This window comes from Chryseobacterium sp. TQ-BC-N36 (genome assembly GCF_058382295.1).
On record NZ_CM178175.1, the window covers coordinates 2,179,025 to 2,191,351 of the forward strand.

A 12,327-nucleotide genomic window follows, 5' to 3' on the forward strand; every position below is an offset into this window, starting at 1 on the left:
CTACAGGAGGTAGGCCAAATCGACGGGACATTTATACGTTTTGCCTTAAAATCCAATTCCATTACAGAAAAAGAGGTTGGCTCCTGCATATCAAAATATAGCATAGGAGACAGCCTCATTTTGAAATAAAGATCCATTACAGTGAAATCTACAGAATCTTTAAAATTGGTGAGATGATTTATAAGAATCTATTTTTCTGAAATCATTACATGGTAACTGCATGAGCTGTCCGGGTCAAGTTTCAGGACTTTTATTTCAAGTAAAACATCCAGCCCCATGGTATCGCAAACTCCCTGTATAAAAGGCTTTATGACCGGCCATTTCAACAGGCCTGCAATCTGCAGACTCTGTGTGATCTTGTGATAACGGTCTATTCCTTTGATCAGCAGTTCACCTTTGTGGTCATTTAATTCTTTAAATTCAAAATTATATTCGGGACTGGATGTAAAAACGGCTCCAATAAGTATTTTTGCGACTGCCGGGATCCCAGGCTGCAGATTAGATTTTGTTTCAAGATTTCTCAGGGTCATTCTTGATCCGAGGTCATACATAAAAGTACTGGAAAGCTGGTCTATCGCTTCTGCTCCATATAATTTTCCAGCCTGTTTAAGTATTCCTCCATAAAAAGCTCCTGTAATATCTGACAAACGCTGGGTAAGCTCTGTAAAGGTTCCGGGAAAGAAATCTGCAATAATCTGCGCCTGATTCATTTCAGTCAGATAAATATCATGTTTTCTGAAATCGGATAATGCCATGTAAGTTTCCGGCAGTTGTATTTGATTCATATTTACTCTATTTTGAGATCATGGTTAGTTTAAAAAATCGTGGCTAACTTCTCAACCGTTTAAAAAAATCAAAAAAACGATAGAAGTTGAGTTCATATTCTTTGTTTGACATTGTAAAGCTAAAAAATATAAATAAATTCTCCAATAAGTGATATTATTTTTTAATTAACAATTTGAAAACATAAGGTATTGTATAGTATCATTTTACGGACGAAAGGGCATAAAAAAAACCTTCGGAATTTCTGAAGGTTTTTGATTAAAATTTAGTGCATGGCTTCACTCAAATCTATTTTTTCTTTACTCTTTCTCTCTTTTATAAATAGTATAAACGGAATACATACTAAAAATATTACTCCCAGATAAAGAAATACATCCATATAGGATAAAACAGTGGCCTGCTTGGTTACGGACAGATCCAGCATTTTATAAGCAGCATTCATCGCTGCATCAGGTGTCATTCCTTTAGCTACAAAACTCGCTTTCAGTGTTGCCAGTCTTTGCTGCACATCAAAGCTGTTTTCGTCCAGATGGGATATTAAGTTGTTCCTGTATTTCTGACCGGCATTGGCAATAAAAGTAGTGATCGCAGCGATTCCGAAAGATCCTCCAAGCTGTCTCATCATTCCTGTAAAAGCTGCTCCCTGGCCAATTTCCTGTCCCTTCAATGTACTTAATGACAAAGAGGTAATCGGAATAAACAATAATCCCAATCCTGCTCCTCTTACAATCAGCATCCAGAAGAAAGCATCTTTACTGGTATCCGGTGTCAGGATTTTATATCCCCAAAAGCTATAAACAAAGAAAATAAACAGTCCCAGCGATACCAGGATCTGCTGTTTTGCTCCTTTCGCCAGTAATCTACCAATAATCGGCATCATGAAGGCGGTCGTTAAAGCAGCTGGAATCATCAGGGCTCCCGACTGAAGAGCCGTCCATCCTAAAATACTCTGGGTATAAAGAGGCACAATGAATGTGGAACCATAAAGTCCGAATCCAAGCACGAATGACATCATTGTCCCGATTCTTAAATTACTGTTTTTAAGCACCCTGAGCTCCACAATCGGATATTTAAAGGTAAGTTCCCGCCAAAGGAACAAAATAAATCCTAAAACGGCCGCTACAGTAAACGCTACAATCATTCCACTGGCAAACCAGTCCTCTTCATGTCCTCTTTCCAGGATAAACTGTAATGAACCTACGGTCACAGCCAATAAACCGATCCCGATCCAGTCAACATCCGAAGCCTTCCTTTTTTCAGCATATTTCGGACTTCTTACAAACTGCAGTGTCATCAGCGTCGCTGCAATTCCGATCGGAATGTTGATATAGAAAATATAGGGCCAGCTGAAATTATCTACGATATATCCTCCAAGTGGCGGACCTAACGTTGGGCCGATAATTACTCCCAGACCATAAATAGCCTGAGCCATACTTCTTTTTTCAATCGGATAAGATTCCGTAATAATCGTCTGTGAGGTAACCAGTAAAGCTCCTCCTCCGATTCCCTGCATCAATCTGAAGAACACAAGTTCCCAGATATTGGTCGCGTTTCCACATAAAAATGAAAATACGGTAAATATAATGACGGATGCCGCAAAGTAATTTCTACGTCCGAACTGCTGTGAAAGCCAGCTCGTCATCGGAACAATAATAACGTTCCCAATAGCATAAGCCGTAATCACCCAACCCACTTCTGAAAGTGTAGCTCCAAGATTCCCCTTCATTTCATTCAAGGCAACATTGACAATCGTGGAGTCTACAATTTCAAGAAGGGCACAAAGGATAGCAGTAATCGTAATGATCACTCTCCGCGCTCCATATTCTACTAATGAATCTTGCATAATTTTTATTCGAATATTTGTATTAATGTAAAATGTAAGATATTAATCATTTTCAATTCATCATGAATACATTTTACGTAAATACATCAATACTATTTCAAAGCAACCTCTGCCTTCACGTTCATTCCGGTTCTCAATCTTTTTGCAATATTCTTGTCAAGATTTACAAAATCAATTTTTACTGGAAGTCTCTGAACTACTTTTACGAAGTTACCACTCGCATTGTCTGGAGGAAGAATAGAGAAAGTAGCACCTGTAGCCGGAGAGAATGAGCTTACCACTCCTTCAAATTCCTGATCAGGGAAAGCATCAATCTCAATTTTCACTTTCTGACCTTCTACCATCTTGTCTACCTGAGTTTCCTTAAAGTTGGCCACTACCCATTTCTGGTCGTTTTTAACCAAAGCAAACAATTGTGCTCCTGCCTGCAGATACTGACCTGCCTGCGTAGGTACTTTTCCTACATAACCGTCTTCCGGTGCCAGGATTACTGTATAAGATAAATTCAACTTTGCATTTTCTACATCTACTTCTCTTTGTTTAGCTACAGATCCGGCAACACTGATCTGTTGAGAGCTTGCCGCCGTCTGAGAAGAGGCAATGTGAGTTTGCTGAGCAATTTGATTTCTCTGATCAACTAAAACCTGCAATTGTCTGTCTGCAGATTGTTTTGCTGCTAAAGCCTGCTCATACTGCTGTTCTGTAATAGAATGATCTTTTACAAGATTGGCATATCTTTTCAGGTCCTGTGAAGTTTTCCAAACATTTACTTTTGCGGCTTCTATCTGAGCATTGGCAGTGACTACTGCTGCTTCTGAAGAACCGATATTTTTTGAAGTCGCCGTCGTTGTAGCTTCTGCATTGGAAATATTGCTTTTAGCTGTGGATAATGCTGCCTGAGCCTGTTCAAGAGCCATTTTCTGATCTCTGTTATCCAAAATCACCAGTGTATCTCCTTTCTTTACAAACTGGTTATCTTTTACTTTTACTTCAGCTACATAGCCTGAAATTTTAGAAATTACCGGTGCCATATTGGAGGCAATCTGAGCATCGTCAGTCTCTTCGTGGTACTGTCCGTAAGTAAAGGCTCTGTAACCGTAGATTCCTCCTCCGATTACTACTGCTGCTAGAATGATTGGAAAAACTAAACTTTTTTTCTTTTTAGGTTCAGCGGCCTGTGTATTATTATTTTCCATTTTGGTTTCGATCTGATTATTTAATTGTTAAAGTTCCTGTTGTCTGTAATAATTTTCTATATGCCAGTGCAGCATCTGCCTTAGCATTGATCACGCCTACGTTGGCAGCAATCTGAGCGGCGTCTGCATCCAATAATTCAGTCATGGTAGCAAGACCGTTGTCGTATTTATTTTTTGTAATTCTGTAATTTTCATTGGCCTGTTCAGCAGATTTTTCGAAAACAGCAATTCTCTTTTTAGAGTAGTCTGTATTCTGGTATTCCCTGTTGACATCCAGCTTAATGTTGTCATTTAATAATTCATCGGTAGCTGCCAATTGCTTTTCTCTTGCTTTTGACTGTCTCAATGAAGAATTTTCTTTCCAAAGATTAGACAGATTATAAGAAACCCCGATTCCTACGTTAACTGCATTATACAGGGTTAGAAATTTAGGAATATCTGCTGCTACATATCCACCTGTAAATGCAATGGAAGGAAGATTTTCAGCTTTTGCAGCCTTAGTTCCCAATTCTGCAGCTTTTCTCTGCTGTACCAAAGCCTGCAGGTCTTTACGGTTTTCCCTGGCTTCATTTACATAAAAATCAACAGGCTTTACATCCGCCCCCTCTTCAATATAATTTTCATCCACTTCAAGTTCTGTTGTTTCAGGAAGCCCTAATAACAGGTCCATGTTGATATTGGCAATATTGTAATTATTTCTGGCTTCCAGCAATTGCAGTTCAATATTCGAAGTCTGAAGGTTTGCTTTTAATCTGTCATTTCTCGCAATCAAACCGTTATTTTCCATTTTAAGGAAAGTTTCATCTCTTTTCTGAGAAGCGGCAAGGTTTTCTTCAAAAACTTTGATTGACTGGTTGGCTTTAAATAAATTATTGTAAGCCTGAGCAACGTTATAAGCAATGGCAATTTTGTCATTCTCAGTGCTTAGTTTGGAAGCTTCTACCAGGTATTTTGCCGACTGAATGCCATATTTTATTCTTCCTCCGCTGTAGATCGGAACGCTCAAATTCGCAGAACCATAAAGTACCTGATGTACTTCCGGACCTCCTGCTCCTCCTGAAACACCGGGAAGCTTGATATCAATATTCGGTTTTATCGGAAGGTACATATAGCTGCCTGATACTTTCAGCTCCGGTAACTGCCTGTTTTTAGCTTCCAAAAGATCAGCTGTAGCCTCTTCGATCTTGGCTGCATCGATCTTGAGATTCTTGCTGTTCTGGATTCCCAGTTGTACGGCTTCATCAAGAGAAAGTGTTTTTTTCTCCTGGGCATTTGCATTTGCTATTCCTACGAATAGTGATAATGCAATCACTGAGTTATTTATTCTCTTCATAACCTAAAAGGTCTTTTAGTAAATATTTAATATGTTTATTAAGTTCTGTATAGTATTTTTCATCAAAAGTTTCTTCATCTTCTGTTTCGTTCAGGAACTCTTTATACATTTCTTTCGCATTGAATGCATAAAATAAAGTTCCGCTTACCGTAGAATGGAGAAGATAAATAGGTGGTTTTTTGGTAAAAATTCCATTTTTAAGACCACTTTCCAATATTTGTGAATACATGGAAAGAAATCCCATTTTAGTCTGTTTCAAAAATTCAACAATCTGAGGATTCTTGGTGTGCAGCTGCTCTCTCTGCATAATCCTGTAAAAGCATTTTTGAGTCCGGATCTTATTAGAAAACTGATCGATTACTTTTTCAATTTTCTGCCATTCGTTGATATCAGTTCTTCCCAAAAGATCTTTTGAAAAAAACTGACCTTCATTCATTCTGTATTCTACTAATTTCTCATAAAGTTTTTCCTTAGAGCCAAAATAATATGAGATCATAGAGATATTTACATGAGCGGCCTTTGCAATTTCCCGGGTAGAGGTTCCTTCGAAACCTTTTTCCGCAAAGAGCTCTTCGGCAGCGAATAATATATTCTCTTCTTTTGAAATCATGTTAGTATTCATTTTTCAGGCTGCAAATTTACATAAGTTTTCATTCAAATCAAACGATTGATTGATTTTTTAATATAGATTTAATGTATTATAAACAAAAGACGATTTCTATAATGCGATATTCACTTATCAAATCCTATTATTACCAACAAAAACATCAAAAATCTTCCTATTGATTTAAAATTCCTAAATGATCCGAAAAAGTATTACATTTATCCACTTTTAAATTTTTAATCATGAAAAAATAATTTCAGTTCTGGCAGTAGGTTTATTTACATTAGGCTATAGTCAGGAAAAGCCTAAAGAAGGGGGATGCTGTGCAGGAAAGGACAAAAAGGAATGCACCGTAAAGGACAAAAAAGCGTGTGCTGATACTCACCATAAAGATTGTGATATGAAAACAAAAACAGCAGAAAACACTCCTAAAACCAAGGATAAAAAAACAGTAAAAGTGAAAAAAGCCTAGGCTGAATTTATATAAGCTGAAACTCCGGCCATGGCCGGAGTTTCAGCTTATATACTTTTATGAATATATCTTGATAACTTTATTCCCAGATCGGTCCATACAATTTTAGGATTTCCGTTTCTTGTCAGATGCAGATCAGCAGCATTGATTTCTTCTAAAATACTTTCAATATTAGCTCCACTGATAAATTTTGAAAATCCTGCCCAATTGAAACCATCCGCATTGATTTTCTTATAGACCAGATTTTCGGACTGGTAATTCTGAAGCAATGCCAGCCTGAAAATTTCAGCACAATAGTTCAGAAAGTTTTTTTGCTTTTCACGGTTCCACCCTGCAATCTCTCTAGCCCAGAAAATAATACTTCTGAGGTATTCGGGTTTCTTTTTCACCATAAATGCATCTCTTACCCATTGTACAAATAGTTTTTCAAATTCATTGGTCTTATCACCGGAATTCAGAAGTTTTACGGCAGTGTTAAGATCTCCCTGGGCCTCGTGAACAATTTCCCTCAATTTCTCTTCAGAAACAGAAAAGTTTGTTTTAAGATGGCTTTCAATATCCTCGTCCTCAATTCTCGGAATCTCTACAATCTGAGTTCTGGAAAGTATGGTAGGAAGAATATCATTGGTATTTTCAGCCGTAAGAAGAATGATGGTCTTTGCGGGCGGCTCTTCTAAGAATTTTAAAAACTTATTTGAAGCGGCAACGTTCATTTTATCTGCTCTCCAGACAATCAGGATCTTAGTGCCTCCTTCAAAACTTTTCAAAGAAAATTTCTGATTCTGGTCATCAATTTCATCTGCAGAAATAAATAACTGCTTATTTTCTGACTCCAAAAAAGCGGTCCAGTCATCATAGCTTGCATAGGGAGACTCAAGAATCATTTCTCTGAACTCATCAAATTTATTCTTGCTTAAAGAGTTTTTATTATCTGTAAAAACCGGAAAGCTGAAATGCAGATCCAGGTGATTGAGGTGCTCTACTTTCGCTGCAGCATGTTCATTTTCCAGGCGTAAGATCTCACGGGCGTAAGCCAATACAATCGGCAGTGTTCCGTACCCTTCTTTTCCTACAAAAAGTTGGGCATGGCTCACTCTGTTTTCAGCAATGCTTTCTCTAAGAAGTTTTTTAAGATTCGTCTGTCCGGCGATGTTCTCCCAATTCATGTTTCAAAGATAAAAAATCTTAATTCAATTCATAAATTAAGTCTGGTTAAAATGCATAAAAATATAGGTGATGTATTTTGAAGTTGTTTAAAATTATATAGAGGTTGTTTAACTTTTATATTCATTATTTTAAGCATAAAAGTTTTAACCACTTAAGTTTTTCAGGACCAGACCCTATGCGTAATAAGTACACGTAAGTTTTGTGAAAATCTTTGATTTTCATCTTATGTAAACTTTTCTGCGGGATCATCTTAACTTCTTAAGTAAAATCAAGTGTTTTAAAATCAAACCTTTTGTGACTTTTGTGGTTGGGTAAGGTTTAAACAACTTTAATATCAAATACTGCCTTTACAAAGTAAAATTATTCGTAAATTCATTACTATTTCACACCTTATTCAAATATTAAAATTTTATACTCATGGATGCAAACCTGGAACAAAAAATTAAAGGTATATTTCAGCAACAGAAAACCTTTTTCAAAAACAACCAGACGAAAGACATTGAATTCAGAAAAGCAAAATTAAAAAAATTCCGGGAAGTTTTTTTGCAGCATACTGATGCACTCTGTGAAGCTTTAGACATAGATCTGGGCAAAAGCAGAAAAGAAGCGGAATATGTGGAAATTCAAATTGTCATCAGCGAACTGGATTATTTATTGGAAAATATTGATGAATGGGCAAAACCTACACCTGTTCCTTCAAAATCGCATCCGTCCGGAGCTGAGGTTGAAAGCAAGGTTACTTATCAGCCTTATGGAGTGACCTATATTATCGGTCCTTTCAACTATCCTGTCCAATTGACCTTCAGTCCGCTCATCGGAGCCTTGATTTCCGGAAATACCGCCATCATAAAACCTTCTGAAAACACACCACATGTTGCACAGGTTCTTGAAGATATTGTCAAAAAATCTTTTGATGAATCCTATGTATCAGTTATTCAGGGGGCTATTGAAGAAAATACATTATTATTAAGTCTTCCTTTTGATTATATATTTTTTACGGGAAGCCCTAATGTCGGGAAAATAGTGATGAAAGCAGCTGCAGAACAGTTAATTCCAGTAACACTGGAACTTGGAGGGAAATCGCCTACGATTATCCATAAAGATGCAGATCTGGATAAAGCTGTGACAAGAATTTCTTACGGAAAATGGATCAACTGTGGGCAAACCTGTGTTGCTCCTGACTATATTTATATTCATGAATCTATAAAAGAGGCATTTATTGAGAAATTTAAAGTTCATTTAAATACAATATATGAAGGTAATTCTTTGGGAAAAATAGGTAAAATTGTAAGCCAGAACCAGATCAAACATCTCGCAGGCTATCTGGATGCGACTTCTGAAAAAGTAATCTACGGAGGACATTATGATCTTGAGACCCGCCACTTTGAAGCAACTTTAATGGATAATATAACCTGGGATGATCAGGTTATGCAGCAAGAGATTTTCGGGCCTATTCTTCCTGTTATGACGTATGATGATATTGAGGAAGCACTGGAAGAAATCAATATCCGCCCTAAGCCTTTGGCATTATATGTTTTCACAGAAGATCAGAAATTTGCTGATTATGTTTTAAGCCATACTACAAGCGGAGATGCTGAGATCAACAGTGCCATTATTCATGTAGGCTCTCATTATTTGCCTTTTGGAGGAATAGGAACTTCCGGAATGGGCAAATACCATGGGAAGTACAGTTTTGAATGTTTCAGCCACAGCCGCTCTGTTCTTCAGGTAAAATAATAACAGGAATGTTTTTCCTGTAAACCACGACTGTTCATCATAGAACAGTCTTTTTTGTAAAAACAGAATTAATATTTTTATTGCAGAAAATTTGCATTTTTCTTTTGAAGGAAGGCCCTTAACAAACTTTAACCACATATAATTTTTACAATTCATTAATATTTAAGATATTTGCGCATTGTTTTAAAAATAAAGAATGAAAAAAATCTTTGTAGTATCATTCATATCAGTTGGATATTTTCTGAACGCACAGAGTCTAAGCAACTCTCCTTATGCAACTTATGGAATTGGAGATGTGAAATATGATAATACGATCGAAACTACTTCTATGGGAGGTATATCTACTGCTTTTATAAGTGATTTTACCAGTAGTTTCAATTTTGCCAATCCGGCAAATAATGCCAATTTTGAACTTACAAGTATCAGACTGGAAGCTACCAACGAAAACAATTATTTCAAATCGAACTATAACGATATGAAATCTACAAAGCATTCTACGTATCTTTCCAATATCTCATTGGCTTTTCCGTTATCTTCAAAAGTAAAAATGGGGATCTCATATCAGCCATACAGCTCTAAAAGCTACGATATTGTCAATGAACAAATGGCAGCAGACGGAGTAACTCCTCTTTATAAAAATAGTTTTAAAGGAAGCGGAACCATCAATACTGCACAGGTTGCTGTTTCTTATAAGATCAACCAGGAGCTATCTGTGGGAGCAAGAGCAAATCTTTATTTCGGGGACCTTAGTGATCTGAACGAGTTCCGTGCCTATAACAGTAATCTGGGGACCTATGTAGGCGAATATGTTAATGGCTATCAGACTAAAAACAGAGTCCGAAACTTTAACTTTACGCTGGGTACAAGCTACCAGACTTTAAATCCCCGTACTGATAAGAAATTAACGATCGGAGCAACGGCTACATTTGGTAATACAAGTAATATGACTACCGAGTACATCAACAGTACTTACCGATATGCTGATGCTCAGGAAACGACCAAAGTTACAGGTTCTGAAACCATTATAGACCAACAGGATACAAAATCCAAAAACCTTCTTCCATTGCAGGCATCATTAGGAGTTGGTTACGGAAGTGAAAACCATTGGTTTGTATCCGGACAGGTGGATTATAAAAAAGGAGAAGATATTGCTTATTTTGGTAAAACTTTTGACTTCCAGGATACCTACAGAATTTCTGCCGGTGGATGGTATCTTCCTAACTATAACAACTTCAGAAGTTATTTCTCAAGAGTAATCTACCGATATGGAGCCTTCTACGAGAGAGGAAACCTTAAGCTGGATGGAAACAGCATCAATAAATTCGGTATTTCTGCGGGAGTTATGCTTCCATTCAAAAACAGCAGTATCACCAGGATGAGTGGTCTTGAAATAGGATTAGAAGTAGGTAAAAGAGGAACACTTAAAGATAACCTGATCAACCAGAATTTCATCAACCTTAGAATCGGCTTTAACTTTGCTGATAAATGGTTCAGAAAGACTCTTTATAACTAGAATGAATTTTTCAAAAAAAATATCATATAAAAATATAGCATGCCTTTTTAGTTGTGCTATATTTTTTATATTGACATCCTGTGAGGAAGATTTAACCAAAGCCAATGGCAGCCAAAGTAAAAATTTCCCGTCACAGATCATCAACAACGCTGATATTATACAGCGTGATTCAGGTTTTGTTACATTAAAAGCCAAAGCCCCTATCATTGAAAAATACGAACTGATAGACAGCCCGTACGTAGTGGCCAGAAAAGGAATTGATATCGAATTTTTTGACAAAAAGAAACCTAAAGTGCCGGGAAGAATTACCGCTAAATACGCCCGTATTTTCGAGTATAAAAAATTCTATGAAGCCAAAGGGGATGTCAGAATAAAAACCAATGAAGGGCAAAGATTTGCTATGCAGAGCATTTACTGGGATCAGAAAAGGAACAGGATCTACACCAAAGATACCGTTTATGTCACTATGGAAGACGGTTCTACGCTGGTAGGCGCCAATGGGATGACTGCAAAAGATGATTTTTCCGAATATACATTCTATAACAACTCAGGAGATTTCAGCTCAAAAAGAATCTCTGAAAGTAAAAAATAAATCCAAAAACGATGAAAGCTCTGGCAATTGGGTTAATGTCCGGAACAAGTCTTGACGGCTTGGATCTCTGTTTTGCTGAATTTGAAAAACAAGACACCTGGGCCTTTCAGATCCTGAAAGCTGAGACCCTTCCCTACCCTGAAGAGTGGGAAAACAAGCTCCGAAATTCCATTCACCTTTCTGCTGAAGATTTACTAGAACTGCATTCAGATTATGGATTTTACCTGGGACAACGGGTAAAGGATTTTATCAATCGATATCAGCTTGAAAATATCAGCCTTATTGCTTCTCATGGTCACACAATATTCCATCAGCCACAGAGAAGATTTACACTCCAGATCGGTGATGGCAGAGCTATCAAACTGGAGACCGGCCTACCGGTAGTATATGATTTCAGAAGCCAGGATGTTCTGATGAAAGGCAACGGAGCTCCTTTAGTTCCTATAGGTGATGAGCTGCTTTTTTCCGGATACAGCGCGTGTCTCAATCTGGGTGGATTTTCTAATATTTCTTTACAGTCAGGCGGAAAGAGAATCGCCTTCGATATTGCTCCGGTTAATATTGTACTCAATCATCTGGCTCAGAAACTCAACAAAAACTTTGACGAACACGGTGAACTGGCAAGAAAAGGGAAAATTGATCAGACTTTGCTGAACAGGCTTAATGCTTTAGATTTCTATCACCTTTCCCATCCGAAATCATTGGGAATAGAATGGTGCAATGAACATGTATTTCCGGCTTTTCACAATACTGAGACGCCGGATGCACTTGCTACCTTTACAGAACACGCTGCCCAGCAAATCACCAATGTGATCAATACCAATCATATAAAAGATATTCTGATTACGGGAGGAGGTGCCTATAACACATTCCTGATTGAAAAAATAAGGACAAAAACAAAAGCTAAAGTAATCATTCCTGCAAAAGACATTATCGATTATAAAGAAGCCCTGATCTTCGCCTTTATGGGGGTTCTGAAAATGAATAACGAGGTTAATGTGCTTTCTTCTGCTACCGGAAGCTATGCTGATCACTGCTCCGGAGTAATGGTGTAAGGCCAATTACTTTCATGAATATACCAGACATG

General features: G+C 37.4%; 10 protein-coding genes. 4 read left to right on the plus strand and 6 right to left on the minus strand.

What is annotated here, in order from left to right:
• Positions 1–188 precede the first annotated feature (188 nt).
• The 6 genes from AC3FI7_RS09720 to AC3FI7_RS09745 form a co-directional block, all read right to left on the minus strand.
• Positions 189–785 carry a hypothetical protein gene (locus tag AC3FI7_RS09720; protein ID WP_142723255.1) on the minus strand — a complete coding sequence of 199 codons (597 nt, stop codon included), beginning with the start codon at positions 783–785 and terminating at the stop codon, positions 189–191.
• Between the two features lie 263 nt (positions 786–1,048).
• Positions 1,049–2,626 (minus strand): DHA2 family efflux MFS transporter permease subunit, encoded by a 1,578-nt coding sequence (locus tag AC3FI7_RS09725; RefSeq protein WP_142723254.1) that lies wholly within the window; start codon positions 2,624–2,626, stop codon positions 1,049–1,051.
• 92 nt (positions 2,627–2,718) lie between these two features.
• Positions 2,719–3,822, minus strand: a complete 1,104-nt coding sequence (locus AC3FI7_RS09730; RefSeq protein ID WP_142723253.1) for an HlyD family secretion protein — start codon at positions 3,820–3,822, stop codon at positions 2,719–2,721.
• Between the two features lie 16 nt (positions 3,823–3,838).
• The gene (locus AC3FI7_RS09735; protein ID WP_142723252.1) at positions 3,839–5,155 is read right to left on the minus strand and encodes a TolC family protein; all 1,317 of its coding nucleotides are present in this window, start codon (positions 5,153–5,155) and stop codon (positions 3,839–3,841) included.
• Positions 5,139–5,777 (minus strand): TetR/AcrR family transcriptional regulator, encoded by a 639-nt coding sequence (locus tag AC3FI7_RS09740; RefSeq protein ID WP_142723251.1) that lies wholly within the window; start codon positions 5,775–5,777, stop codon positions 5,139–5,141. The genes AC3FI7_RS09735 and AC3FI7_RS09740 overlap by 17 nt, the downstream gene beginning before the upstream one ends.
• A 501-nt stretch (positions 5,778–6,278) precedes the next feature.
• Complete coding sequence (locus tag AC3FI7_RS09745) at positions 6,279–7,397, minus strand: DNA polymerase III subunit (RefSeq protein WP_142723249.1); 1,119 nt, start codon at positions 7,395–7,397, stop codon at positions 6,279–6,281.
• Between the two features lie 418 nt (positions 7,398–7,815).
• Here AC3FI7_RS09745 and mdlD point away from each other — a divergent pair, with 418 nt between their 5' ends.
• The 4 genes from mdlD (at position 7,816) to AC3FI7_RS09765 (ending at position 12,295) form a co-directional block, all read left to right on the plus strand.
• Complete coding sequence (gene mdlD / locus AC3FI7_RS09750; protein WP_491461944.1) at positions 7,816–9,135, plus strand: NAD(P)-dependent benzaldehyde dehydrogenase MdlD; 1,320 nt, start codon at positions 7,816–7,818, stop codon at positions 9,133–9,135.
• A gap of 196 nt (positions 9,136–9,331) precedes the next feature.
• Complete coding sequence (bamG, locus tag AC3FI7_RS09755) at positions 9,332–10,648, plus strand: BamG family beta-barrel-assembly machinery protein (RefSeq protein ID WP_142723247.1); 1,317 nt, start codon at positions 9,332–9,334, stop codon at positions 10,646–10,648.
• A gap of 1 nt (position 10,649) precedes the next feature.
• Positions 10,650–11,240, plus strand: a complete 591-nt coding sequence (gene lptC, locus AC3FI7_RS09760) for an LPS export ABC transporter periplasmic protein LptC (RefSeq protein ID WP_142723246.1) — start codon at positions 10,650–10,652, stop codon at positions 11,238–11,240.
• A gap of 11 nt (positions 11,241–11,251) precedes the next feature.
• Positions 11,252–12,295, plus strand: a complete 1,044-nt coding sequence (locus AC3FI7_RS09765; protein ID WP_491461945.1) for an anhydro-N-acetylmuramic acid kinase — start codon at positions 11,252–11,254, stop codon at positions 12,293–12,295.
• The last annotated feature ends 32 nt before the right edge of the window (positions 12,296–12,327 follow it).

Excerpts from the sequence above, each read along its gene's own strand:
- lptC (WP_142723246.1), top strand. The coding sequence starts at position 10,650 with ATGAATTTTTCAAAAAAAATATCATATAAAAATATAGCATGCCTTTTT.
- AC3FI7_RS09765 (WP_491461945.1), top strand. The coding sequence starts at position 11,252 with ATGAAAGCTCTGGCAATTGGGTTAATGTCCGGAACAAGTCTTGACGGC.
- AC3FI7_RS09730 (WP_142723253.1), bottom strand. The coding sequence starts at position 3,822 with ATGGAAAATAATAATACACAGGCCGCTGAACCTAAAAAGAAAAAAAGT.
- AC3FI7_RS09735 (WP_142723252.1), bottom strand. The coding sequence starts at position 5,155 with ATGAAGAGAATAAATAACTCAGTGATTGCATTATCACTATTCGTAGGA.
- AC3FI7_RS09745 (WP_142723249.1), bottom strand. The coding sequence starts at position 7,397 with ATGAATTGGGAGAACATCGCCGGACAGACGAATCTTAAAAAACTTCTT.
- AC3FI7_RS09740 (WP_142723251.1), bottom strand. The coding sequence starts at position 5,777 with ATGAATACTAACATGATTTCAAAAGAAGAGAATATATTATTCGCTGCC.
- AC3FI7_RS09725 (WP_142723254.1), bottom strand. The coding sequence starts at position 2,626 with ATGCAAGATTCATTAGTAGAATATGGAGCGCGGAGAGTGATCATTACG.
- bamG (WP_142723247.1), top strand. The coding sequence starts at position 9,332 with ATGAAAAAAATCTTTGTAGTATCATTCATATCAGTTGGATATTTTCTG.
- mdlD (WP_491461944.1), top strand. The coding sequence starts at position 7,816 with ATGGATGCAAACCTGGAACAAAAAATTAAAGGTATATTTCAGCAACAG.
- AC3FI7_RS09720 (WP_142723255.1), bottom strand. The coding sequence starts at position 785 with ATGAATCAAATACAACTGCCGGAAACTTACATGGCATTATCCGATTTC.